This is a genomic window from Rufibacter aurantiacus, assembly GCF_017916345.1.
Taxonomy (GTDB): Bacteria; Bacteroidota; Bacteroidia; order Cytophagales; family Hymenobacteraceae; genus Nibribacter; species Nibribacter roseolus.
This window is the reverse complement of record NZ_JAFMSV010000003.1, coordinates 1,022,697-1,046,569: the sequence shown is the minus strand read 5'-3', so window position 1 is coordinate 1,046,569 and position 23,873 is coordinate 1,022,697. Positions and strand designations below refer to the sequence as shown.

At 43.7% G+C, this 23,873-nt stretch carries 27 protein-coding genes; all 27 read left to right on the top strand.

Annotation, left to right across the window (positions count from 1 at the left end; genetic code table 11):
• The first annotated feature begins 103 nt into the window (after positions 1–103).
• On the top strand, positions 104–703 hold the full coding sequence (locus J3P34_RS14810; RefSeq protein ID WP_210489422.1) for a hypothetical protein: 600 nt from the start codon (positions 104–106) through the stop codon (positions 701–703).
• Positions 704–796: 93 nt separating this feature from the next.
• Positions 797–1,354 carry a hypothetical protein gene (locus J3P34_RS14805; protein ID WP_210489421.1) on the top strand — a complete coding sequence of 186 codons (558 nt, stop codon included), beginning with the start codon at positions 797–799 and terminating at the stop codon, positions 1,352–1,354.
• Positions 1,355–1,446: 92 nt separating this feature from the next.
• Positions 1,447–1,938, top strand: coding sequence for a hypothetical protein (locus J3P34_RS14800; RefSeq protein WP_210489420.1), 492 nt, complete (start codon positions 1,447–1,449; stop codon positions 1,936–1,938).
• A 597-nt stretch (positions 1,939–2,535) separates the two neighbouring features.
• A complete protein-coding gene (locus J3P34_RS14795) occupies positions 2,536–2,979 on the top strand; it encodes a hypothetical protein (RefSeq protein WP_210489419.1) in 444 nt (147 codons plus the stop codon).
• A gap of 90 nt (positions 2,980–3,069) precedes the next feature.
• Positions 3,070–3,921, top strand: coding sequence for a hypothetical protein (locus J3P34_RS14790; protein ID WP_210489418.1), 852 nt, complete (start codon positions 3,070–3,072; stop codon positions 3,919–3,921).
• A gap of 85 nt (positions 3,922–4,006) precedes the next feature.
• Positions 4,007–4,678: a DUF7832 domain-containing protein gene (locus J3P34_RS14785; RefSeq protein ID WP_210489417.1), complete on the top strand. Its 672-nt coding sequence runs from the start codon at positions 4,007–4,009 to the stop codon at positions 4,676–4,678.
• Between the two features lie 83 nt (positions 4,679–4,761).
• Positions 4,762–5,325, top strand: coding sequence for a hypothetical protein (locus J3P34_RS14780; RefSeq protein ID WP_210489416.1), 564 nt, complete (start codon positions 4,762–4,764; stop codon positions 5,323–5,325).
• A gap of 137 nt (positions 5,326–5,462) precedes the next feature.
• Complete coding sequence (locus J3P34_RS14775; RefSeq protein WP_210489414.1) at positions 5,463–5,939, top strand: hypothetical protein; 477 nt, start codon at positions 5,463–5,465, stop codon at positions 5,937–5,939.
• Between the two features lie 67 nt (positions 5,940–6,006).
• Complete coding sequence (locus J3P34_RS14770) at positions 6,007–6,384, top strand: hypothetical protein (RefSeq protein ID WP_210489413.1); 378 nt, start codon at positions 6,007–6,009, stop codon at positions 6,382–6,384.
• Positions 6,385–6,471: 87 nt separating this feature from the next.
• The gene (locus tag J3P34_RS14765) at positions 6,472–7,233 is read left to right on the top strand and encodes a hypothetical protein (protein ID WP_210489412.1); all 762 of its coding nucleotides are present in this window, start codon (positions 6,472–6,474) and stop codon (positions 7,231–7,233) included.
• An 85-nt stretch (positions 7,234–7,318) separates the two neighbouring features.
• Complete coding sequence (locus J3P34_RS14760; protein WP_210489411.1) at positions 7,319–7,864, top strand: hypothetical protein; 546 nt, start codon at positions 7,319–7,321, stop codon at positions 7,862–7,864.
• Between the two features lie 88 nt (positions 7,865–7,952).
• Positions 7,953–8,411: a hypothetical protein gene (locus J3P34_RS14755; protein ID WP_210489410.1), complete on the top strand. Its 459-nt coding sequence runs from the start codon at positions 7,953–7,955 to the stop codon at positions 8,409–8,411.
• An 84-nt stretch (positions 8,412–8,495) separates the two neighbouring features.
• Positions 8,496–9,062 carry a DUF4274 domain-containing protein gene (locus J3P34_RS14750; RefSeq protein WP_210489408.1) on the top strand — a complete coding sequence of 189 codons (567 nt, stop codon included), beginning with the start codon at positions 8,496–8,498 and terminating at the stop codon, positions 9,060–9,062.
• A 75-nt stretch (positions 9,063–9,137) separates the two neighbouring features.
• A complete protein-coding gene (locus tag J3P34_RS14745) occupies positions 9,138–9,671 on the top strand; it encodes a toxin-antitoxin system YwqK family antitoxin (RefSeq protein ID WP_210489407.1) in 534 nt (177 codons plus the stop codon).
• Positions 9,672–9,790: 119 nt separating this feature from the next.
• Positions 9,791–10,147 carry a hypothetical protein gene (locus J3P34_RS14740; protein ID WP_210489406.1) on the top strand — a complete coding sequence of 119 codons (357 nt, stop codon included), beginning with the start codon at positions 9,791–9,793 and terminating at the stop codon, positions 10,145–10,147.
• 122 nt (positions 10,148–10,269) lie between these two features.
• Complete coding sequence (locus tag J3P34_RS14735) at positions 10,270–10,608, top strand: DNA binding protein (RefSeq protein ID WP_210489405.1); 339 nt, start codon at positions 10,270–10,272, stop codon at positions 10,606–10,608.
• A 121-nt stretch (positions 10,609–10,729) separates the two neighbouring features.
• Positions 10,730–11,089 carry a hypothetical protein gene (locus J3P34_RS14730; RefSeq protein ID WP_210489404.1) on the top strand — a complete coding sequence of 120 codons (360 nt, stop codon included), beginning with the start codon at positions 10,730–10,732 and terminating at the stop codon, positions 11,087–11,089.
• Positions 11,090–11,177: 88 nt separating this feature from the next.
• Positions 11,178–11,579 carry a WapI family immunity protein gene (locus tag J3P34_RS14725; protein ID WP_210489403.1) on the top strand — a complete coding sequence of 134 codons (402 nt, stop codon included), beginning with the start codon at positions 11,178–11,180 and terminating at the stop codon, positions 11,577–11,579.
• Between the two features lie 126 nt (positions 11,580–11,705).
• Positions 11,706–12,266 (top strand): hypothetical protein, encoded by a 561-nt coding sequence (locus J3P34_RS14720; protein ID WP_210489402.1) that lies wholly within the window; start codon positions 11,706–11,708, stop codon positions 12,264–12,266.
• Positions 12,267–12,365: 99 nt separating this feature from the next.
• Positions 12,366–12,821 (top strand): hypothetical protein, encoded by a 456-nt coding sequence (locus J3P34_RS14715; protein WP_210489401.1) that lies wholly within the window; start codon positions 12,366–12,368, stop codon positions 12,819–12,821.
• A gap of 105 nt (positions 12,822–12,926) precedes the next feature.
• Positions 12,927–13,805 (top strand): hypothetical protein, encoded by an 879-nt coding sequence (locus J3P34_RS14710; RefSeq protein ID WP_210489400.1) that lies wholly within the window; start codon positions 12,927–12,929, stop codon positions 13,803–13,805.
• 649 nt (positions 13,806–14,454) lie between these two features.
• Complete coding sequence (locus tag J3P34_RS14705) at positions 14,455–15,306, top strand: sialate O-acetylesterase (protein ID WP_210489398.1); 852 nt, start codon at positions 14,455–14,457, stop codon at positions 15,304–15,306.
• A gap of 80 nt (positions 15,307–15,386) precedes the next feature.
• Positions 15,387–16,745 carry a glycoside hydrolase family 43 protein gene (locus J3P34_RS14700; protein ID WP_210489397.1) on the top strand — a complete coding sequence of 453 codons (1,359 nt, stop codon included), beginning with the start codon at positions 15,387–15,389 and terminating at the stop codon, positions 16,743–16,745.
• A 116-nt stretch (positions 16,746–16,861) separates the two neighbouring features.
• Positions 16,862–17,824, top strand: coding sequence for an alpha/beta hydrolase (locus J3P34_RS14695; protein ID WP_210489396.1), 963 nt, complete (start codon positions 16,862–16,864; stop codon positions 17,822–17,824).
• Positions 17,825–18,122: 298 nt separating this feature from the next.
• Positions 18,123–19,832, top strand: a complete 1,710-nt coding sequence (locus J3P34_RS14690) for a glycoside hydrolase family 43 protein (RefSeq protein ID WP_428480479.1) — start codon at positions 18,123–18,125, stop codon at positions 19,830–19,832.
• Positions 19,833–20,113: 281 nt separating this feature from the next.
• Entirely contained in the window at positions 20,114–22,642 is a 2,529-nt protein-coding gene (locus tag J3P34_RS14685) for a cellulase N-terminal Ig-like domain-containing protein (protein WP_210489394.1), read from the top strand.
• A gap of 316 nt (positions 22,643–22,958) precedes the next feature.
• Entirely contained in the window at positions 22,959–23,723 is a 765-nt protein-coding gene (gene map / locus J3P34_RS14680) for a type I methionyl aminopeptidase (RefSeq protein ID WP_210489393.1), read from the top strand.
• Positions 23,724–23,873: the final 150 nt, after the last annotated feature.

Below are 23,873 nucleotides of genomic sequence, written 5' to 3'. Positions count from 1 at the left end.
GTAGACTGAATAAATAATTTCGTCAGCCAACACAGTGTATACAAAACCCTTGCTTCGCTGCGGGCTTTGCATACACGCGGCCGTTGGCAGAAATAAAAAATAAATGAAAGAACTATTACAAAAGAATTGGCCAGAGTATAGAAAATATACTATAAGAGAAGACGGGCTTTATCTTGAAGTAAAAACGAATGAAGGATTTACTGCAAGACTAATCAAATTTGAAGAAATAGGCTTTGATGAGATTATTACAAAATATCAACCTGGACCATACGCAACAGGTTTCTTTTTATCTGTTTTCTTTAACCTTCTATTTTTATTGGTTTTCCTTCTCGACTTCGCTAAAAAATTTAATATTAGTTCAGGTGTAAGTTCTGGATTGACAGGTGGTATTATAGTTTGCTTATCAATTTGGGGAAGAACGATATTTAAGTTTGAGAAACAAAAAATATTAAAAGGAGAAGTTGCTATTGTATTTGACTATTTTAGAAAGAAACAAGAGCAGGTTGACTTGTTCATAAATGAACTCAAGGCAAAGCAAAGGGATTACATCAGGAAAAAATACATGGAAATAGATGAATACTTACCTCACGAAAGCCTAAGAAACAATTTTATTTGGCTTTATGAATCTAACTACATTGACCGACAAGAATTACAGGACTTATTCGATAAATTGGATAAAAAAGTAATCATCAAAGGATTTTAAAATTACTTCTGCCAACAATGCATATACAAAACCCTTGCTGCGCTGCGGGCTTTGCATATACTAACCGTTATGGCGCATTTTAAATAAGAAAAAGTGAGGCTCTACATCAAACAGAAGGGACATATATACCGCTTCTTTAAAAATGACGAAAAAGAAGAGGTCTTTACTGGATTTTGGGACAGGAAGAGGAAAATAGGTCTATTTGCTAAAGTCTTGTCCAAAGAAAATGAAGAATTAGTGACTGTCAACCTATTCAAAGAAGCCTCTATTTGGAATTACAACAAAACAGAATACAAGATTCTTCTTCACAAGGAGAACACGGAGATAATAATCAAAGCACTAAATGCTTGGAAAGGACATTGGACATTCATGTATGCTTCCGACAGCTACGAATTTTATTTTCATAGGGGACACAAGAAATCCTTGTTTAGGAATGGAAACCAAGTTGCTAAGTTTGACAAAGGGAGAGTTAACTTTTGGGATTATGATTCTGGGTTTATAGTCGCCAACAATGATGAAAACAAGTTACTTCTTCTTGCATTATTCCTATGCTTTGATATGGGGGAATCAATGGACGGCGACGTTAATGTAGATTTAGGTAATTTACTGGCAGGAGTAAAGCAATATGACTCCACCTGGTTCCCAAAATAAAAAACACGCCATAACAAGGTGCATAAGCCATGCTACGGCCGACGGCCTTGCACGCCTCATGCACGAGACGTTAGGTAGCATTAAAATTAAAAATGAAAGAGCTTCTCGATAAGTATGCGCAGGATAGGTTCGGAAACTTAGAATCACCCGAAACTGATGAAGATAAGCAACAGTTGGCTAGAGAAGTCTTCGGTAAAAATCTTGTAAACATTCTTGACGGCTGGTTAGGAACCGCTTTCGACTTACTTGGCAATCCTGAACCCGAAGAGCCGTTCCCAAGGGAGAATGAATCAAGTAGAAAAGACAAAGCTTTTAGAGAAACATTTAATAACCTGGACTCCCAGACAAAAGAAAAGATAAAAGAGCTTATCACAGAAACAGCAACAGGATTACTTTTCAGTACTCTTGTATCCTTTGACCAATTCGACTACGGACAACTTAATATTACTCTTTCGCCAAAGAAGTTCGACAACCTGAAGGAAGAGTGGCAAATCACAAACACAGAAGAAATGCTGGACTTGCACGACGAACTGTACAAATGGATTAAAAATTACAGCAAAAAAGTAAAAAATAACGCTACCTAACATTGCATAAACGCCAGCCTCGGCCGACGGCCTCCGCCGCCGTTTATACTAGTCCGTTGTGCGTAATTGAAATTATTGATGAAAAGGATTCCGAAGATATTTTTGCTCATAATCCTGGCTTCTTGCAGTAAAAGAGATGACGTCCTTTTCTCAGCGACTGACGAACTGCATTCTCTCCAGCTTTATTCCAATAACAACGATTTTGAGATTCTCTACAACGGCGTGAACAAAGCAGAAGGGAAATACAGGATTAGCAACGACACGATTCATTTAATTTATAACTCTGGACAACACATAAGTAGCGAGAATCGTCAATCCGAAGAAGCTGATAAATTGCTAACAAAGCAGATAAAAATAGACAGGAAGACAAACCGAATTCGAGCAATCGACGATAAAACTTTCTGTGCTGACATAAACTTTGACCTACTTCAGAATTAATAAAAACATGCCGTTTTCGGCTTGTTTTACTAAAATAAGGTCAAAAACAGAACTAGAAGAAAAAGGAAAAAACAACTACGCACAACAACAGCTAAACGCCAGTATCGGCCGACGGCCTCCGCCGTCGTTTAGCCAAGGCGTTAGCCAAAATTAAAATAAATGGTAAAATTCATCATTACCATAACTTTAGGACTTACTTTAATAATTGTCAGTAACGTGATTGGTCACTATAGAGGGCCTTTCTCAATACTAGCAACGGCGATTCTACCATTTATCATTGTTGGAGTGGTTAACTTCCGACTTTATAAAATTAACTTCCTTGCCACCGTATTATGCGGCTATGGAATACTTCTCCTCAATGACTTACTGATTAGAATGTATGCTGGTGGAACTCACGACCAAGTAGGCAAAGACTGGATTTTCCTTTTCTCTTTTATTGCTTTCGTTCTTTCTACAGTTTGTATGTTAGTTTATGCTTTCACAACAGTTTCAATTGTAGAAAGTACATCTCAAAAAAGAAGAAGAGTCCGAAATCTATTAGTGGTAGTTTTATGTGGAATATCTACGGCAACCTTCTACATCAATATTCTTGCAGACATATAAAAATAACTTTGGCTAACAAGGTATAAAAGTCAGCCACGGCCGACGGCCTCGCCGTCTTTTATACTAGACTGTTAGGGCAAATTAATAAGAATGAATATGCGATTATATATTCCTGTATTGGCAGCTTGTGCCTTCATTGTTTCCTGCCAAGGCAAAAAAACAGAAGAAGGCAAAGCGGTAGCACCTGTTGAGGTAATCGGCACACCGTCCGCTATTGCCGTCTCCTCTTCTGACCTAGAAGCATCCTCACCTGAAATAGCAGATAAGTCAATCACGGTAAAAGAGACTGATACTATCAGCCTTAAGGGTTACATCCTCCACTTCTCACCTTCACAGAAGACGACTTTCCCCTCAATCTTTGATGACTTCAAGGAGAGACAGCGCGTCTCAAAGGGAATGGACTATTATGACGGAATTCAGGCGGTAGAGAAGATGCTCCTAGCCAAGTGGGCAGACCTTTGCAGCGTCAAGGACTCCATGCTTGTGCTGAAACTGGACAACGGGAAAACAGTGAGCCTCCCCCAGTGGGACAAGGAGAAAGAAATGGGCCACAATCTGGAACACTTCTTCCCGCGCCAGAACTATTACCTGGTGCATGTCCCGTTCACAGAGGGAAACACCTGGCTGTTGGTAAACAAGAAGAACGGTTTCAAAAAATACATATGCGGGCTGCCCTACTTCTCCCCCGACGGGCAGTCGGCCATCACAGCCAGCTATGATTTGGAGGCAGGCTACAACTTCAACGGAATGGAGTACCTGAAGGTGCAGGGCGATTCGCTGGCAGAGGAATGGAGGCTGGATATCGGGAATAACTGGGGCCCTTCGGACATAAAATGGTCTGGCAATTCAACAGTTTTGGTAAAAAGGAGAACCTTTGAGGAAGAGGTAAACCATGCACCAGAGAAAAACCTAGTGACTAAGCTGGTGATGAAAAAAAAATAACTTGCCCTAACAAGGTGCATAAGTCATGCTTCGGCCGACGGCCCAGCACGCCTCATGCACGAGACCGTTGAGTGGTATTATAAATATGAATCAGCTTTACCTCATAAAAGAAAACAGAAAAACCACCGACTTTGTAAAGCTGGAGGCGGAGGGTAAGCTTTTATATATTTCTAAAGGAAAGGTTGGTAAAACGGGAGTAGCTAAAATTACCAGAGGCTGCGGCTCAGATGAAAAAGCATTAGCTGAATTGGAGCAAACCGCCGAGCAGTATTTAGGCAAGGGTTACAGAATAGGCAAGGAATTACCAAAGGACGTCAGGGAAACAGTTTCTTACGACAAAGCCAAATGGCACTTGGGCGGTGACTTTCCTAATGGATTAGATGATTACCAAGGCTACGTCCACACAGGTCTATACATTAACTGGTTTATCGACAACGACCTTTACAGCGATTTGCTCCTGCAAGAGTACCCCGACGAAATAAGAAGAGTAAAGGAAAAATTCATTACAGGGACAAGTTTCTACTTTGAGTACTTGGATGGGATATTCTCAACAGATGAACTCAACGAGACTGGAGCAGACTTCACATCCGACTACTTCGACTTCGAAAAAGGCCAATACCTTTCTGATTTGGAGGCAACGGTTGCAGAGGAGTTGCCCACAATTTATCATGTGGATGACACAAGGGAGAACTACGAGATGATAAGAAAACGCATTGACCAAAGATTCAGGGAATGGTCAAACAAAAAGGAAAAATAACACCACTCAGCATTATATAAAAGTCAGCATCGGCCGACGGCCTTAGCCGTCTTTTATACTAACCGTTAGGCAAAAATGTAAAAATGAAAAATCTGATATTTACGCTTCTTCTTTTTATAAGCTGCCTATCGACATTTGGCCAAACTTATTCCTCTGTAGTTCCTGACATAGAGATAATAAACTTTATTGAAAACCAGGCAAAAGAAAAATATAGTCAGAATATAAATAATTGGAAATTGGAAGAAGTATACCAGCCTGACTCAGTTCTGAAAAAACTAAAAAGCTGGAAAACTTTAACACCTAGTGAAAAAAGGAATTATAGCTTTAACTATGGTGAAGCCCCACTTCTCGCTGATTTCTTAACTAAAGCTGACTTTGAATTCATCAAAGAGCAGATTTCAGGATTAAAGGTTAACGAATGGCAAACGTTAAAAGAATTCCAGAAAACCAACAATTCAGAACTAAAAAAGGAAGATTACTATATTTATTCAGTACCCCTCTTCAGCAAAGACAGAAATTACGCATTAAGGAAGACCACCTTCTATTGCGGCAATCTATGTGGTTGGTCGTGTATAGAATTATTCAAAAAAGCAGAGAATGGACATTGGGAGAACAAGGGGTGTTATGCCAAAAAAGTCTATTATTAAAAACATCTTTGCCTAACAAAACCTAAACGTCAGCCTTCGGCCGACGGCCTCGCCCGTCGTTTAGCCTAGTTCGTTGGCGGTAATAAAAGTTCAGTTGAATGTACAATAGGAATATAATACTTGTAAACTCGCTCCTGATGGGGACAATTTATTGTCTGTTCTGTTTGTCTTTGGATTTTAGCGATTTGCTAGCCGCTTCCTTTATGGTATCTATGTCATTCCTGCCAGGTTTGAGTTTTCCTCTAACCACCACCTTTCCCATTGAGGATGGTGCCTACACAACGAACCGCAGGATTTTACATACATTCTTATCTGTCGCTATATACTTTGGAAGCTTCTGGCTTTTTAGTGCCCATATAACAACCAAGCCTTTATCAATTCTTGCTGGGTTTGTGGGTTCAGTAGGTTACCTCATTATGTCAAAGCTATTATTGAAGTACCCTTTCTCTAACCCTGAAATTCTAATAACAGGTATCCTAAGCGGATTGGCTTTCCTTCCTTGGTTTTTCCTCGGGGGTTATCCCTCCATAGGCTTGGCAATTTTGTTATGGACAGTAATCAACGGCTATCTCTTCAATTTAAAATATAGAACTACTACCGCCAACATGATGTAAACGTCATCTCGGCCCACGGCCTTCGCCGCCGCTTACACGAAACCGTTGGCAGGCATAAGAATAATAAATGTATAAATCTCACGAAGAAACCTTTGGTAGAAAGCCCGACTTCAGGGTAACATACAAAATCTATTCTCAGGAAGAAGGCGGGCGGCACGGCTGGACTTTCCAAGGGATAAGATGGGATTTCCTCTACGAGCACCCTGAACATAAAAAAGGAGAGCTATTCATTATTCACCCTGAATTCGAAGATTCAAACGGTAAGCTAATCACCGATTCTCAACTCCCGATTCCAAGATATGGAATGGCAAGAATGTGGGTAATAAATAATAAGTTTATTGACTACCACAGAGGAAAGATAAAAATCGGAACTCATGGTTACTTTATGGAAGGCAACCGAAAAGTTGGGGAGTGTGAAGTAATAGAATTGATAAACCTAAAATAAAATTACGCCTGCCAACAAGAGCTAAACTTCATCTCGGCCGACGGCCTTCGCCGTCGTTTAGCCAAGCCGTTACCTGCAATTATAAATATGAAGAACTTATACATATTTTTAGTTTTACTGATAGTTGGCTGTTCCCAAGAAAAAGGACTTGAAAAAGAACAACCGATTAAAAAGCCCGAAGCAATACAAACAAAAGAGGCAGGAGCAGAAGTAAAATTAGAAACAAAGTGTAAAGCTTGTGTTGAATCAATGTATGCTGAAACTGAACCAGATACAGTTTTCGATTTTTCTAGCGGTCAACGGTTATTGATTTGCGGAGGGTCAGAAGTGCAGGACAAAAAGAAAGTCTACTCTGAATTTGTAATCTCTGAATGCGGTAACAATAACTTAATTAGTTTTTGGGGGGCGATTGAGAAGTATGAAGTTTATTATTTGAAAGATACCTTAATGCTATTTAAGAAAGAACTTCTTGCAGTAGGCAAAAACCGAGAACTAATAGAAAATACATCGCTCATAGAATCCTTCTTCTATCAGGACAACAAACTTCAGAGAGTTAAGAAGCTTAATCCTAAAATAAAATACAGCACTAACGAAATTGATAAGACCTTACAGGAATACGTGGCAACAGCGTGGAAAACACAAATTGAAGCATCGGAAGAATACACCGAAGATAAATTGAGATTGGCCAACCGCTTGATGATAGCCGCTGTTTCTGGAAGCAAAAAATCGGAACAGTATTTCAGGGAATTCCCCAGCAAATTCAGACCAGACGGTGCCTACTCTGAGTGGTATCGTGAAATGGAGAGTTTACTAGAATTTGCTGAAAAACAGAAAAATAACAGCAGGTAACAAGGTGCATAAGCCATGCTACGGCCGACGGCCTCGCACGCCTCATGCACTATACCGTTACATGCAATAAATAGAAATAAAGAAATTGACTTTAAAAGAGCTGGAAGACAAGATTGTAGAAGTTGGGGTTACTCAGACCACTTACGTTCAGGTAAAAACGGATAATAAATCCTATAAGATAAGCTTCATCAACAAAAAAGAGTTCGAACTAAAGAAAGGAACAGTTGGTGAACTGCTTTTCTATGAAGACCATCCTTTGCTCATCGACTTCAACGAAATTCTGGAATCAACTTACATTGGCTCAAAAGCAGAAGACGCTGAGTTAGTAGCGGATGAAGTTAAAAAAGCAATTGAAGAAGTCACTCTTGGTTGGCGTCCCTGGACAACTTTCTTCGTCAATAGAAATGCTCAATACGGCTACCAGATATTCATGAATAACCTGAAGACTGGAAGCGGCAAAATCTTGGACGCACCCCCGACAATAACAAAAAAGGTTGTTGAGGTACTACACAAACACTCGATTGTCACTAGTACACTGGATTCAAGGCATTATGAAATAAAAAAGAGTAAGCTTCTCCTAATTGGCAACAACTACGTCATAGCAGAAGATTTCAAGGTAGTTGAGCAGTAAAGATTACTGCATGTAACAACAGCTAAACGTCAGCTTGGCCGACGGCTCTCGCCGCCGTTTAGCCCAGACGTTAGCATTAAGTTAAAATATGAAAAAGCTATTCCTGATACTATCGATAAGCTTGATACTGGCTATTGACGCTTATGCGTGCAGATGTGAGATTTATTCTTCCATTGAAACTCACTTGAAGGAAAGATATGAAGCCTCCGACTTCGTCATATTAGCCAAGATAGAATCTGTAAAAGACAGCCTGACAAAAGGCGACAATATCATGGCTGGCGAAAAAGACTACTGGCGACACGGCGGATACAACCCCGTTTTAAAAATCAGTAAAGTTTATAAAGGGAAAATAAAAGCCGACACAATAGAGATAACGCCAAATTGGTCGAACTGTAGTCAATACTTCAAGAAAGGCGACACCTATGTAATCTTTGGGTATATAAATCAGAAAGGAGAGTACACTACAAGTATGTGCTCTGCAAACTTTCCTTCAGCTAGAGAAGAATGGTGGAAGCAATTCCAAAAAATGAAAAAGAAAAAAACCTAATGCTAACACTGTATAAACACCATGCTACGGCCGACGGCCTCGCACGCCTCATGCACGAGACCGTTAGCTCCAATTGATAAATAAATGTTCTTTATACCTCAAAGTAAAACTGATTTAATTCACACCAACTTCATCGAAAGTCAGCTTGAGGATGAAAAAGAATTATTCGATAGTTTCAAAAAGCTGAATTCATCAGCCCAGCTTCACTACCTTGCCGACCTCTTTAATAGGGATGAAGAAAAGAATGTACTGGAATGGATTGTGGATAGCCCACTCTGCGACTACGGGACAGCACTTCTTATCTTCTGGCGTGCGCAGCCAGACTTTTACACCCAGTTTGCGGACAAATCAGAGGCAGGTTATGAAAAAGATACTTATAGACTGTTGCAAAAAATCCTGGGGAACTACAGGGATGGTAAATACAAGAAAGCAAGGATAAAATACCTGCCTCAAGAGGACGGTCAAGACATAGAGAACAACTACCCTGACCAGAAGTGGGAAATCCCAGAAGAATTCAAGTGGGGGAATCATGGAAGAGCAGTAATCTCAATGGAGAAAATAAATAATTTCCTCTTCAACCTAAGGCATCAGTGGAAAGAGATGCAAAGACAGAGAAAAAGAAATAAACGAAGAAAAAACAACAGGAGCTAACATTGTGCATAAGGCATGCAACGGCCAACTGCCTTGCACGCCTCATGCACGAGGCCGTTGTAGGTAATTTTAAATATGAAAAACTTACTTTATTTCTTATGCTTTCTTTGTATTCTAAGCTGTAAATCTGCCATTAAAGGTTATGATTCTCTAAAAGAATCTCCTTTCACAGAACTCTATAAAAATGGAAATGTAAAGAGAGTTGGCACAATTTATATTCCCAATGAATATTATAAGGAATCAGAATTAAGGACAGGGAACTGGAAAGAGTTCTTTGAAAACGGACAATTGAAAGAAAGTGGCAAATACGGATTAAGCACATACACAACTTGCTGCACTGGTGGAACCTGCCCTGTTTTTTACAGCTATAAAATAGGCGACTGGATTTATTATCACGACAACGGTCAGGTAAGGGCAAATGGAACCTATAGGATTGGCAAAAAAAATATAGACACGACTTGTGAGGGAGGCGACGAAATTCATTTTGGCTACGTTACAGAAAAATGGAAATTCTACGACAAGGACGGTAAAGAAATCAAACTATCTGATGAGCTGATAAAAGAAATTGAGATAAGCAGTTACATAGATGAATATGCCTTGAGGAAATAAAAAAACTACCTACAACATTGTATAAACATCATGCTACGGCCGACGGCCTTGCACGTTGTTTATACTAACCGTTATGCGGTAAATCAATATTTTAATAACAAGTAAAACCAACAATGTATATGCCTTGGTATTTTGTAATTCCAGCTTTAAGCTTGTTTATACTAATAAATTATAATCATTACCGATTTATAATCAGTAATGGTGAAAAGATGGTGAGAATGGAATTTGGAAAAATGAGACTACCTATTTTAAAGATAAGAAGAACAGGTTTATTTAGCACTGGAGATTTTAAAAAATCTTTATTTGTAATTAGACCTGTGTTTCCAGGCGGGAACTTTAGCCTTCAGCATTATAGATACATTGACTTTTTAGATGCAACAGGAAAACAGAAAACTATAACAGTTAAAATAAAGTGGCACTTGTTCAAAAAGTTAAAGTTAGAATTCAAACCTAGCTTAGAAAAATTCACCGCATAATTAAACCTAAAAAGCACTAAAGCGCTTTTTAGCCCTAAACGTTAGGGGTAAGAAAAAAAATTCTGAAGGATAAAACCACCAGAATATAAACTATCAAAATTAGCCATTCCATTAGTTTCTTTATGGGTCAGAAAGCACAAACGATATCAACCCTCTTCATAATTTTCACGGTTATCATTGGGGCTTTATACTGGTTGGTGAAAGAATCTGACGAAAACCAAAAGAATATTGTTAATACCGTCAATAGAAGTTATGAGTATTCAAAAGGAATAATCACTGACGTAAAGTCCTATAAAGGCCATAGCATGGACGTAGTTTATACAATCAAAGGAAAAAAGTATAAGTACTCAGGTGGATGGACAAATAACCCGAATAATTTAGGAGACGGTGATTCAATAAGGTTTCGATACTCAGTAGAAAATCCAGAATTTATAATTACAGAGCTTCAGGACGAATTTTAAAAATCAATAAATTTAAAAACTCCTTCCCCTAACATTGTGCAAATGCCAGCATCGGCCGACGGCCTCCGCCGTCTTTTATACTAGTCCGTTCTCAGAAATTTAAAAAGCAAACGAACATAAGGTGGACTTAAAACTTTCAAATCAATTGAAATTTGGAAAAACTAATGATGGAAGCATTGGGACTCAGATTAAGCCTACGGGTAAAAATCCAAATAACAAGGCTTGGTTGACAGTAGTTATGAGGAAAACCAAAAATTCAAATGGAATTGATAAATTTTATTGCTTTGAAGTTGAATATCTGGAATTAGATGAAAACTATTCAGAAGAAATTTATGGGCTGGACTATGCCTTGTTTTATGTAAAGAAGGAAACCTATTTTAATATAAAGGATGAAAGAGAGCTGGAAACCTTGTTATCTCATTGGTTACCCACTTTGGACGCTTTAAAGCCCGTGGCCCAAATTAATCATCCGCATTTCTAGTAATAAAAACAACTGAGAACACCGTGTATACAAAATCCTTGCTTCGCTGGGGCCTTTTCATACACGCGGCTCGTACTACATTATAATTATGGAAGAATTCTCAATAGTAGGTGAAAACGGAAATTACCTAAAAGTCACTTTTCAAGAAGTTTACGGATTCCCAGAATCGACCTGCCATTGGGGCGGCTACGAAGTTAGAGCTGCTGTAGAAATAAAATCAGGAAGTTTCACTGCCCATTCAATCTTCTGGACATCGACAGGAGAACTTTACGAATTCTTCAAGAGACTCAAAGCTTGCAATGAAGAGGTGGAAGGCAATGTTGACTTCGCAAATTATGAGGACAATCTGAGATTAACTGCTAATTACAACAATCTGGGCCAGGTAAATATCAAAGGCAACTTCTATGCGCTTAGCGACTTGAAAAATGAATTACTCTTTGAATTTAACTCTGACCAATCTTACTTAAATGCGACTATTAGAGAGCTTTAACAAATAGTACAGCAATACGGAAATATGTAGGGCCTGGAAAAATAACGTAGTACAACGGTTGGTATAAAAGCCAGGTACGGCCGACGGCCTTGCCGTCTTTTATACCAACCGTTGTGCCAAATTAAAATGACAATAAAAGAGATATTGCAGCAACACCGAGACTATTACTTAGAACGTTTTGGAAATGCTTTAAAAGCAAGTCAGGACGGGGTTTCGGAAATTCTTTTGCTATTGAATAATGAAGAACCAAATGAACTGTTCAGGTTTTACAGGTTGGACTACCTCAAAAAGGACGACAATGGTGAAAATAAAATCATAGAATTCAATACAGAAGGATACTTAAGCCATGAGCCGCTTGAGTTCAAGATAGGAGATTCAAGAATTGAAATAAATCCATTTGTGTGGAATAACTGTGAGATATTTATCGACAACGACCTTAACGACCGGGATGAGTTCTATGAATGGATAAAAAAATGGATTGCCATAGATGATGAATATACCCAGGATGAGAATGGCTTCTCTGGATTGATTCACAATGTGACTAGTCCAGCTGCAGATAACGGCTGGATAACTACGGCCATTGATTTAGGAACTGCCCCTGTTGAAGCATTAACGGAGTTGTTAGAGGTATTCTTGAATGACGGAGCAGTAAATGAAGTTAAAATAACCTCCTCTGTTATCGATTAAAAAATAACTTGGCACAACACTGTGTAAAAGCCATACCACGGCCGACGGCCTTGCTCATCTTTTACACAAGTACGCTGTGCAAAATAGAAACAATATAAAATGGGAATATTCGACTTCTTTAAAAAGCCTATCATAATAGAAGATGACTTCTTTGGAAAACTTAGGTTTATGAAAATGAAAGACCCTGGAAAAAGTTATTTTGAAGGCAAAGGCTTGTTCGAACCAACTGGAAAAGAAATCGGATACATCATTGAAGGTAAAGAAAGTGGGCCAGAGCAGAAGCAGAAAGAGTTTTACAAATGGATTCAGGAAAATTACTTAGAGTTAACAACTAAGTTCACGCCATTAGTGGAAGACGAGTTTGGAAACTGGAAGGACAATTTCAAAATTATAGACTTCGACAGAGAATTTATATTAGTTGGAGTTACAATACCCATACAAGATAACACACCTTTTGAATGGGATATGTCATTTGACACAATTCACGATGAAAACCATCAGGTAACAGTAGACTTCATCGGATTAGAACCGCATGGAGTCTTGATAGATGGTTAAAGAACTACTTTGCACAACCACAGCTATACACCAACATCTGCCAACGGCCTCGCCTGTTATTTAGCCATGTCGTTGGTGGTAGTGGTAATTGAAAGGATGCAATGAATGTCTGACATAGGGAAAATAAAAGCTCCGTTGTTCTTTTTGGGGTTAGTCATTCTTTTGGTAAATGACTTCTACTTAAAGTATGAGTTCCACAATGAGCTAACGGGCAAGCTGTCAGACTTTGCAGGGCTGTTCATATTCCCCTACTTTTTCTCGGCAGTTAGACCTCAATCAAAGAACGCAATATACCTGGCGACAGCAGTAGTATTCTTTATCTGGAAATCACCCATCTCTCAGCCATTGATTGAGTATTGCAACAGTTTAGGGGTGGCTGCTAACCGTACTGTCGACTATACAGACTTGCTGGCAATATGTATACTTCCCCTGTCTTACTGCTATTTCATGAATAGGAACTGTGGTTATGAGAACCACAGGAAGCCTTTAATTACCGCTACTCTCGCGCTCATTTCTTTATTCTCATTTTGCGCAACCACTCTAAAAAGGCAGCAAGTAGAAATACTGGTAAATACCGACAAATTATTCATCCTCACCCTTAGCAAAGAGGAAGTATTCAATAGACTTAGCCCTGCTAACACCAACACTGTCTCATTTCTGGGTAATAGCGGAGACTCTCTGTATTACCTTCACTTTGACATCCCAGACTTGAAAGCAGATGTGAAGGCAGCAGCAGAAATCTATAGGCTTGGCCCAGGCAGAACGGCTATAAAGCTTGACAGCGTGACCACGGCCTTTGTCACAGGTGGACTATTCAACAGTGTGGACCAAGATGATTTGGGTAGGATAAAGATGTTGAAACCTGCCATGCTAGAAGAATATTTCCAAAAGTATTTTATCAGGAAGCTTGAAAATAATCCAACTGAGAATTACCTCTATTATGAAACCAGGTCAATTCACAGTGTAAATAAGAAAATCAACTGACCTCCATCATGGTGCATAGGTCATGACCCGGCCGACGGGTTGGCACGCCTCATGCCCAAGGCTGTTATGCGTCATTTTAGACACTTCTTCTGTCTGAAAAAGAGCGAAGCAAGAAGCTTGCCTTCCTTTTGCTCAATAATCCTGCAGCCAACCGATCAGAAGAACCCTAATAAATTTAGCAGGAATAGAAAGTTAATTTCTAGGAGTGGTTTTTTTTTAATACCTTAATGCCAACGTTGGCATGCCTCTTTGCAAGTATTGCTGGTAATCTGAACAGCTAACTTCAAGTAGAGGTGCTCCTGCAAAGAGGGTAGCCACCTTACATGGTGACCAAGGATTTGACGCAGTTCTGATTGATTTTTTTGGTAAACTACCTATAGAGGTGCAAATGCTCACAACGGCTGGCTGAATTCGCTTATTAGTTAAAGGGAAGAATTTGCCAAAAGAACTATTGGTAGAAGTTTGGAGCAGAAAAAGCCTTGCCCAACTAAGGAATAGTGCTGTTGCAAAAGATCTTTATTTCTTTACAAAGTACCAGGAAAAGCTATTCTGCCATTTTTGGCAGGTTTTAAAGAAAACAGCCATTAAATGCTTTGAGGTGTCTTAAACAGCAGCAAATTATATTTTAAAAAATTAAACGTGAGCAAGAATGAAAAATAAACTGAGTTTTTCCCTTTTGGCCTTGATGTTTGTGATGCACACGGCTGCATTTGCCCAGGACCCTAACTTTTACATCTTCCTGTGCTTCGGGCAATCCAACATGGAGGGGCATACCAAATTTGAGCCGCAGGACACCACCGCCAATAAGCGGTTCATGGTCATGGAAGCAGTAGACTGCCCTAACCTGGGAAGAAAGAAAGGCGAATGGTACCCCGCTACGCCCCCTTTAACCCGGTGCAACACCGGCCTTACCCCCGCTGATTATTTTGGCCGAACCCTGGTAGCCACCCTTCCAGCCAATGTAAAAGTAGGCGTAATCAATGTAGCGGTGGGCGGCTGTAAAATTGAGCTGTTTGAAAAAGGCACTTACCAATTTTATGTGGCAGCAGCACCAGACTGGATGACGGCGGCCCTTGAGCCGTATGATAAGAACCCTTATGGCCGCCTGGTGGAGATGGCGAAACTGGCGCAGAAAGACGGGGTGATCAAGGGTATTTTAATGCACCAGGGAGAGTCAAACACCGGTGATACCACCTGGCCCTCCAAGGTGAAAGGAGTATATGACAACCTGTTGAAAGATCTGAACCTCAACCCCAAAAAAGTGCCCTTGCTGGCTGGGGAAATGGTAAGTAAGGAGGAGGGAGGTAAATGCGCCAGCATGAACGCCATCATTGCCCAACTGCCCCAGGTGATACCTAACGCGCATGTCATTTCCTCTGAAGGTTGTACGGCCCTGGATGACCAACTGCATTTCACCGCCGAAGGGTACAGAAAGCTCGGAAGACGCTACGGGGCCAAAATGCTGTCTCTGTTGGGGTATAAAAATGCCCGGCCTGAGTAACAGAAGACTTTAGGGAAGAAATACGCTGGTCCTCAACAACGGTACATTTTCAAATCACTAGTAAAGGAGTAATTCACCTCATGATAAAGGTAAAAATTGCCGGGTTTCTTCTTCTCATGTGTTGTGCCCTGCAAGGAATTCAGGCCCAGAACCCCATCATCCAGACTGCCTATACCGCAGACCCTGCCCCCATGGTGTACAATAACAAACTATACCTGTACACCAGTCATGATGAAGACGGCTCTACCTGGTTCACCATGAATGACTGGAAGCTCTATACCACTGATGACATGGTGAACTGGACGGATCATGGCACCATACTTTCCTATTCTGATTTCAGCTGGGCGAAAATAAATGCGTGGGCCCCGCAATGTATAGAACGCGGTGGTAAATTTTACATGTACGTTCCCTTAACCACCCATGATAACAAAGGGGCCATTGGGGTAGCGGTGGCCAACAGCCCATACGGGCCCTTCAAAGATCCACTGGGCAAGCCCTTGATCCAAAGCGGAGCCGGAGACATTGACCCTTCGGTTTTTATAGATGATGACGGCCAGGCCTACCTTTATTGGGGCAACCCCAAATGTTACTACGTCAAACTGAATGAGGACATGATCTCTTACCAGGGAGAAGTAGTGCCGGTACCCAATACCATAGAAGCCTTTGGCAAGCGCGAGGGCAACCCTGAAAGGCCCACCACCTATGAAGAAGGTCCGTGGCTCTACAAACGCAAGGGGTTGTACTATTTGCTCTTTGCCGCTGGCCCTATTCCGGAGCACATAGGCTATTCCACCAGTTCCAGCCCAACCGGCCCCTGGAAATACCAGGGCGTTTTAATGCCCACCCAGGGAGGTAGTTTCACCAACCACCCGGGCCTCATTGACTTTAAAGGGAAAACCTATTTCTTCTACCACAACGGTGCCTTGCCTGGCGGAGGCGGCTTTACCCGCTCTGTTGCTGTAGAAGAAGCGATGTTCAAAAAAGACGGCACCCTGCAGCCCATGAACATGACGAAAGGAATAACCAAAGGCCTTGCTCCTTTAAACCCGTTTGTGAAGAACGAGGCCGAGACCATCGCCTGGTCTGAAGGGGTTAAATCCATGCAGAATGAAAAAGTGGGCGTGTTCGTGACGGCCCTGCGAAGCGGCGCCTACACCAAAGTTAAAGACGTGGATTTCCGGAAAACAGGAGCCTCTGCGTTTACTGCCCGCCTGGGTACCACGCATAACAGCGAAGTGACCCTGGAAATCAGGTTGGGGAGCGTGGATGGCGAATTACTGGGAAGTGTGAAAGCACCCCTTACCGGAGGGAATGACAGATGGGCCCTGGTATCTACAGCTGTTAAAAAAGTAACCGGCGTCCATGATGTCTATTTTGTCTTCAAAGGAAAAGAAGAGAGCAATATCCTGTTTTTCGATTACTGGAAATTCTCCCAATAGTCATTGAAAAATAGGGCAAGACCTGGCTAGCAAAACGCACACAAGGCAGAAAAGGAAACTCCTATGCTCTTGTAATCATACCCAATCTTTTAACGAACATTTAAAATCATTTCTCCATGACTTACAATTTTATAAAACTGGCTAAAAGATCCGTTCTGGTCCTCTTATTAGTCTCTGCTGCACCTGCCATGGCGCAGGATGGTACCATCTATCCACTCAAGGCCCCGGCTGAGCCAAAAGCCATTCCGCTGGGTACCGGTGGGGTGGAGGGGCAGAAAGCCCCTGAGACCTGGTTCAAGCAGTGGGGAGACCCTATGGCGCGGAACATCTCCACTGCAACCCTCACACCCTTCTTACCTGCTCCGGGAAAGGCGAACGGCACGGCCGTGATCGTGGCACCAGGCGGCGGTTACCGGTGGCTCTCCATGGGTAATGAGGGCTGGGAAGTAGCCCAGGCCCTGGCGGACAAAGGAATCGCTGCCTTCGTGCTGAAATACCGCCTGCACCCCACGCCGGAGACGCTGGAGGATTTCAAGGCCTGGATGGACCGGCCCCGCAACGCCCCGGCCCCAGCTCCCTCCGCCAGCGCATCAGCCAGTACAACTGCAACTCCGCCCAGCATGCCGCAGTTAGACCTGTCTAACCAGTTAGAAGATGCCGAGGCCGCTTACGCCATGATCCTGAAGCGCTCCAAAGAGTGGGGGGTGGATACAAACCGAATAGGCATGATCGGCTTCTCGGCGGGTGCCGGCCTCACGCTGCACTCCACCCTCAATTCCAAGACCATGAGATTGGCCTTCATCGGCCCGATCTACGGCGGCATGGGCCCGGTGGAGGTACCCAAGAACGCACCACCCATGTTCAACGCCATCGCCTCCGATGATTTCCTTTTCCGCGGCCAGTTCGGGGTGGTAGATTCCTGGTTTAAGGCGGGTATCCCCGTGGAGTTTCACCTCTACCAAAACGGCGGCCACGGCTTCGGACTAGGCAACCCAGACAAAACCAGCAACCGTTGGTTCGATGCCTTTATCTACTGGCTGGAGGTTAATAAATTCCTCAAGCCCCAGGCTAAGAAATAATCTGAAAGTTTGTAAAGGAAGTGATTTAACCTAAGGGGCGAACCGCTTAGAAGGCAAATGCCGCTAAGTCCGCAAATGCAGAAAAACAGATGCTCTTGGGTAGAAATAATTTATCTGGGACCTCTTTCTAGTAAGATGGTTTCAGGGAAGAAAACCGAATAGTAACGCTAACATCATTCTCCTGGCACTTCTTATGAATCAGAAGTGCCAGGAGTCTATACTAAAAAATCAGTAATAAAATTCTAAGATGAAGAGAATCAAATTTGGGTCTGCTCCTCAGGGGAAAAGACGGGTAGCTATGCTCTGTGTTTTGGTGGCTTTATTTTCATTTATGGGCCTACCTGGGAATAGCCAGAATTTAAAAAATAAGGCTAAAAACGCCCCGGTGTTTTCCAGTTCTGTCTACGAAGGCCAAGACAAAGTTTACAGTGATAATCCCCTAAAACCGGATGAGTTCTACAACCCTATTCTACAAGGCGCCTATCCAGACCCGGCTATCACGCGCAAGGGCAGCGATTACTACCTGGTAGCTTCCACTTTCGCTATTTTCCCCGGGGTACCGGTGTTCCATTCAAAGGATCTGGTGAACTGGACGCAGATCGGGCACGCGTTGGACCGCGTATCGCAGTTGGACGTGCATGATACGGGAATCAGCGCCGGCGTCTATGCCCCGGACATAGAGTACAACCCCAACAATGACACCTTCTATATGATCGTGACGGCTTTTGCCGGAGGCGCAGGGAACATTGTGGTGAAATCAAAAGACCCGGCCAAGGGTTGGAGTGACCCGTTCAAGCTGAATTTCCAGGGGATAGACCCTTCTCTTTTCTTTGATGACAACGGGAAAGCCTACGTGGTGCATAACGATGCCCCGGATAAAGGGACAGAACTGTATGAAGGGCACCGGGTGATCAAGGTGTGGGACTATGACCTTGAAAAAGACCAGGTCATTGCCGGAACCGACAAGATTATAGTAAACGGTGGGGTAGACCTCGCCAAAAAACCGATCTGGATTGAAGCTCCCCACATCTACAAAAGAAACGGAAAGTATTTCCTGATGTGCGCCGAGGGCGGTACCGGCGGAAACCACAGCGAGGTGGTGTTTATAAGCGATAGCCCTAAAGGCCCCTTTACCCCTGCTCCCAACAATCCCATCCTGTCGCAAAGACACCTTAGCCAGAACAGACCAAACAAAGTAGATTGGGCCGGCCACGCCGATTTAGTAGAAGGCCCCGATGGGAAACACTATGGCGTGTTCCTGGGTATCCGCCCGAACGAGAAGAACCGTGTCAATATCGGGCGCGAGACCTTTATCCTGCCCGTTGATTGGTCCGGCCAATTTCCGGTTTTTGTCAATGGACTTGTACCCATGGAGCCAAAGCTGAAAACACCTGCCGGCGTGGAAAACAAAACCGGAAAAGAAAGCTTCTTCCCCAATGGCAACTTCACCTTCACTGACAACTTTACTTCCAAGAACCTGGATTACCGTTGGGTGGGTTTGAGAGGCCCCCGCGAAGCGTTTATTTCCCAGACAAAGAAAGGTTTGCAGATCAATCCGTTCCCGGCGAACATCAAGGAGGTGAAGCCCACCTCCACGCTCTTCCTGCGCCAGCAACACAACAGTTTCACTTATACCACCACCTTAGACTACAAGCCTGCCTCAGAAAAAGATCTGGCGGGTATTACGTTGCTGCAAAGTGAGAAATTCAACTACGTGTTTGGCCTGACCAGAAAAGGTAAAGACGCTTACCTGGTTCTGGAAAGAACCGAGAAAGGCGCTTCTAAAGTCATAGGCAGCCAAAAAGTTGATGTCAATAAGCCAATACAACTGCGGGTAAAGGCAGAAGGTGATGCCTACCAGTTCAGCTATTCAACGGATGGGAGGAGCTTCGTGGATCTGGGCAGCCCGGTATCAGGTGATATTCTCTCCACCAATGTGGCGGGAGGTTTTACCGGCACTTTGATAGGCTTGTACGCTACGTCAGCCAATGATGTACAGCCGCAGTAAGAAGACCAGATAGCAGTGATTCACCCCAGTAGCTGAGCGGTGGTTTAGACTACTTTTTTGATTTTCAGGCTTAAAACGCAAAAGACCACTTCCCATGTCTGTCACCCGACAGACCTGGTGCAAGTTACCTAGCTAGAGTAACCGGCCATTACGCCTTGGCTTTTCAGGGGATAGGCCAGGAAGATGGAGAAATAAGGAAGAAGCTTGCAATTACTTGCTATAATAGGGCTGACTAGCGAGGATTACATATTTTTAAACATGAAGAGACGGATTTAATGTATATGAAAAGACGGATACTTTTACCAGCAGCCATGCTACTACTTGGGGCATACCAGTATGCTTCGGGCCAGGATCTGAAGCTCAATGACCGTGAGTATTTTGAGCAGCAAGGCGTCAATGTGCTGGTGTACAACAACCTGTTTACCGGAGGCTTCAACGATGAGAAGAACGCCGGGATAGAATTGATTCACCATGGCGTAAGAACCGCGCAAGGCGGGGCGGTGCGGCTCTCCAACACGCCGGAGCAGTGGGACCTTGTTCCAGACATCCTGAACCGAAAGGTAGACCGGGCTGCCAAAACGGTAGAGGCTACGCTCCGGTACAAAGAGTACAACTTTGATTCCAGGGTAGTGGTGACGGCCAAGGGCAAAGGCGTGGAGATAGCCGTTTACCTGGACAAACCCGTTCCCAAGGAATTGGAAGGAAGCGCCGGGTTTAACTTGGAGTTCCTGCCCTCCCAGTATTGGGCCAAAAACTATTTGGTGGATGGGCGACCCAATCTTTTCCCGCGCTATGTGGTAGGAAACACCGTTTCCAAGCCAAACAGCCAGAAACCGAAGCAATACAAAGGCTACGTCACTTCCGATGACCGGGGAACCGGCAAATTCATAGATCCGCTTCCGCTGGAAACCGGTCGTACTTTCCTGTTTGCGCCCGATGCCCAGGAACGGATGGTAAAAATCACCTCTCAAGATGCCGACCTGATGCTGTTCGATGGCCGTATGCTGGCCCAGAACGGCTGGTTTGTGGTGCGCAGCTTGCTTCCGGCCGGTAAAACAGGCAAGGTGTTGACCTGGACAGTGGAGCCGAACGCCATCAAAGGTTGGGTAAGAGATCCTAATATCGGCTTCTCTCAGGTAGGCTACCTTCCTGCACAACCTAAAGTTTCTATTATTGAACTAGATAAGAAAGATAAACCCGCTAAAAGCGCGTCCATCTTTAAAGTAGGCGACGATGGTAAAGCCACCAAAGTATTCACCGGCAAAATCGCCCCTTGGGGTGACTACTTCAAGTATCACTATGTGAAATTCGATTTCTCTTCTGTAAAAACTCCGGGCATCTACTACATTCAGTACGGAGATACCAAGACCAATAATTTCCTGATTGGGGAACAGGTATACAGCAAGATCACCGATGCCACCAGTGACATCTGGATTCCCATCCACATGAACCACATGTTCGTGAACGAGGCCTACCGGGTTTGGCACGGCGAGCCGTTCAAGGAAGGGTACCGCCAGGCGCCGCCTAACACCGATCACTTTGATCTTCATGCCCAGGGCCCAACCACCGATACCAAATACAAAGCGCTGGACCTGATCCCGGGCCTGAACGTAGGAGGTTTCTTCGACGCCGGAGATTTTGACATCGAGACCGGCTCGAACATCAGCGTGGTGCAGAACTTTGTCAAAACCTGGGAAAGCTTCAAACCTCAGCGCGACCAGACGTTTATTGACCAGAAGCAGCGCTACGTAGACCTTCACCGCCCCGATGGAATCCCGGATGTGTTGCAGTTCATTGAGCACGGCACCCTCAACCTGGTGGCCCAGGCAGAGATCATCGGTCACATGGCCCAAACGCTCTCCAACTCAGTGCTGGACAATTACCACCACCTGGGTGACGCCGCTTCCTTGACAGATGGCCTTCCTTACAACCCCAAACTCGGTCCGTATGAAGTAGCCAAGGACGGTCGCTCCAGCGGCGTGAAAGATGATCTGTGGGCCTTCACCAGCCGCGAACCCGAACTGGACCTCAGGGCTGCCACCATGTTTGCCGCTGCCAGCCGGGCCTTAAAGGGATACAACGATGACCTCTCGGCGAGAGCGTTGACACAGTCGAAAAGGCTGTTGAAAGAGGCCACTGCCTTGTTGGCCAATCAGAAGCAGGATACTAGTGGCAGAGGCAATGCCGCCAACATGGCCACCAACCTTCAGCTGTACATTGCCACCAACGAAAAGCAGTATTTGGATAGGTTCCAAGAGCTTCTATGGCCATCCCTGGAGCGTAACGTGAGCGGAAACCTATTAACGGCCCTGGATGCCATCCCGCACCTGGACGCCTCCTACAAAGAAAAGCTCCGTCCGTACGTGGTGAAGTACAAAGAATACATTACCGGCCTTGAAAAGAACAATCCCTACGGCGTACCAATTGGCCTTACAAACTGGGCAGGCAGCGGGGACGTAATGAGCTTCGGCACCACCGTTTGCTTTGCTGCCAAGTATTTCCCTGAGATCATTGAGGGGCAGCATGCTTTCAAAGCCACGAACTATTTGTTTGGTGCCCATCCTTACCATAACTATTCATTAGTGGCCACCGTGGGCGCCACCCGCCCTAAAGCAGTCTTCTACGGGAACAACCGGGCCGATTTCTCCTTTATCCCAGGGAACGTTGCCCCCGGTATCCTGTTCAGAAAACCTGACCATTTTGAGAACTACGACGATTGGCCTTTCCTGTGGGGCCAGAACGAAGGAACCATTGGTGGCAATACCGCTTATCTGATTTTTGGATCGGCGTTTAAGAATTTAGTGAAGTAAACGGATTTCTCTATTCAGTTTAGCGCAAGAAATAAGCTTAGCGGTTTGCGGCTTATTTCTTGCGCTATTTTTTTAAACTTTGCCAAAAGCAGCGCCGAGTCAATCAGTAGGTTCACCTTAGAGGTAAAACACCTAGAACTAAGTCCACCTTTTCACTAGCTAAGTTGCGATGTGAGGGAAAGGCTGATTGAAGGTTCGTCAAAGGTGTTAACTTGCTTCCAGTGCAGCGGCCTGACAGCATATCGCCTGCCAAAAGCAACAATTCCTGCCACCATCGGTTAGGTCTAATAGTAAATGAAGTCTAAACAAGAAGCCTATGTCAATCACAAGTGAATCTGAACTTATTGGAATGCAGCGGATAAGTGAGGTTGTAGCATTAACCCTGAAGCAAATGAGGAACTATGCTCAACCGGGTATGACAACAAAGGACCTGGATAATTTTGGAGGCGCGTTACTGAAGCAATACGGTGCCAAATCAGCCCCTGCCTTGTCTTATGGGTTTCCTGGTTGGACCTGTATCAGTTTAAACAACGAAATCGCCCATGGCATCCCTTCAGATAAAAAGGTGCTTCAGGAAGGTGATCTGATCAATATTGACGTTTCTGCTGAATTGGATGGCTTCTGGGCAGACAATGGAGGCTCCTTCGTTTTAGGGCAGGATATCTATCACCATCAACCCCTGGTAGATGCTTCCAAGAAGATCTTAAGAAAGGCTATTGACCACATAAAGGGAGGCGTACGGATTGCGGAAATAGGCCGGCTGATTGAGAATGAAGCAAACAAAGCTGGGTATAAGGTGATCAAAAACCTGACTGGTCATGGGATCGGGAGACAATTGCACGAAGAACCCAGTGAGATCGCCAACTACTATGACAGGTTGAACTTAAAGAGATTTAGAAAGAACTCGGTAGTGGCCATTGAAACTTTTATTTCCACCAATTCAACCATCGCCAACACCATGAAAGACGGTTGGACATTGGTGGGCAACAGGGGAGGTTTTGTGACCCAACATGAGCATACCATTGTGATCACCGATGGGAAACCCATCATCCTAACGGAAATGAATGAGGTTTGGGATTGATGAGGTTAACTGGTGCTTGCAATACTTTTAACAGTATATACTCCGGGATTATATTCGGCAGAAAAGGCTATGGAAAGGTAGGGGCTACAAGGCGGTGAAAAAGCATGAAGGGGCCATCATGCTTTAAGTGATGGCCCCTTCCTGCTTTCG

Coding starts and splice junctions, on each gene's coding strand:
- J3P34_RS14810 (WP_210489422.1), top strand. CDS start 104: ATGAAAGAACTATTACAAAAGAATTGGCCAGAGTATAGAAAATATACT.
- J3P34_RS14800 (WP_210489420.1), top strand. CDS start 1,447: ATGAAAGAGCTTCTCGATAAGTATGCGCAGGATAGGTTCGGAAACTTA.
- J3P34_RS14795 (WP_210489419.1), top strand. CDS start 2,536: ATGGTAAAATTCATCATTACCATAACTTTAGGACTTACTTTAATAATT.
- J3P34_RS14790 (WP_210489418.1), top strand. CDS start 3,070: ATGAATATGCGATTATATATTCCTGTATTGGCAGCTTGTGCCTTCATT.
- J3P34_RS14785 (WP_210489417.1), top strand. CDS start 4,007: ATGAATCAGCTTTACCTCATAAAAGAAAACAGAAAAACCACCGACTTT.
- J3P34_RS14780 (WP_210489416.1), top strand. CDS start 4,762: ATGAAAAATCTGATATTTACGCTTCTTCTTTTTATAAGCTGCCTATCG.
- J3P34_RS14775 (WP_210489414.1), top strand. CDS start 5,463: ATGGGGACAATTTATTGTCTGTTCTGTTTGTCTTTGGATTTTAGCGAT.
- J3P34_RS14770 (WP_210489413.1), top strand. CDS start 6,007: ATGTATAAATCTCACGAAGAAACCTTTGGTAGAAAGCCCGACTTCAGG.
- J3P34_RS14765 (WP_210489412.1), top strand. CDS start 6,472: ATGAAGAACTTATACATATTTTTAGTTTTACTGATAGTTGGCTGTTCC.
- J3P34_RS14755 (WP_210489410.1), top strand. CDS start 7,953: ATGAAAAAGCTATTCCTGATACTATCGATAAGCTTGATACTGGCTATT.
- J3P34_RS14750 (WP_210489408.1), top strand. CDS start 8,496: ATGTTCTTTATACCTCAAAGTAAAACTGATTTAATTCACACCAACTTC.
- J3P34_RS14745 (WP_210489407.1), top strand. CDS start 9,138: ATGAAAAACTTACTTTATTTCTTATGCTTTCTTTGTATTCTAAGCTGT.
- J3P34_RS14740 (WP_210489406.1), top strand. CDS start 9,791: ATGCCTTGGTATTTTGTAATTCCAGCTTTAAGCTTGTTTATACTAATA.
- J3P34_RS14735 (WP_210489405.1), top strand. CDS start 10,270: ATGGGTCAGAAAGCACAAACGATATCAACCCTCTTCATAATTTTCACG.
- J3P34_RS14725 (WP_210489403.1), top strand. CDS start 11,178: ATGGAAGAATTCTCAATAGTAGGTGAAAACGGAAATTACCTAAAAGTC.
- J3P34_RS14720 (WP_210489402.1), top strand. CDS start 11,706: ATGACAATAAAAGAGATATTGCAGCAACACCGAGACTATTACTTAGAA.
- J3P34_RS14715 (WP_210489401.1), top strand. CDS start 12,366: ATGGGAATATTCGACTTCTTTAAAAAGCCTATCATAATAGAAGATGAC.
- J3P34_RS14710 (WP_210489400.1), top strand. CDS start 12,927: ATGTCTGACATAGGGAAAATAAAAGCTCCGTTGTTCTTTTTGGGGTTA.
- J3P34_RS14705 (WP_210489398.1), top strand. CDS start 14,455: ATGAAAAATAAACTGAGTTTTTCCCTTTTGGCCTTGATGTTTGTGATG.
- J3P34_RS14700 (WP_210489397.1), top strand. CDS start 15,387: ATGATAAAGGTAAAAATTGCCGGGTTTCTTCTTCTCATGTGTTGTGCC.
- J3P34_RS14695 (WP_210489396.1), top strand. CDS start 16,862: ATGACTTACAATTTTATAAAACTGGCTAAAAGATCCGTTCTGGTCCTC.
- J3P34_RS14690 (WP_428480479.1), top strand. CDS start 18,123: ATGCTCTGTGTTTTGGTGGCTTTATTTTCATTTATGGGCCTACCTGGG.
- J3P34_RS14685 (WP_210489394.1), top strand. CDS start 20,114: ATGAAAAGACGGATACTTTTACCAGCAGCCATGCTACTACTTGGGGCA.
- map (WP_210489393.1), top strand. CDS start 22,959: ATGTCAATCACAAGTGAATCTGAACTTATTGGAATGCAGCGGATAAGT.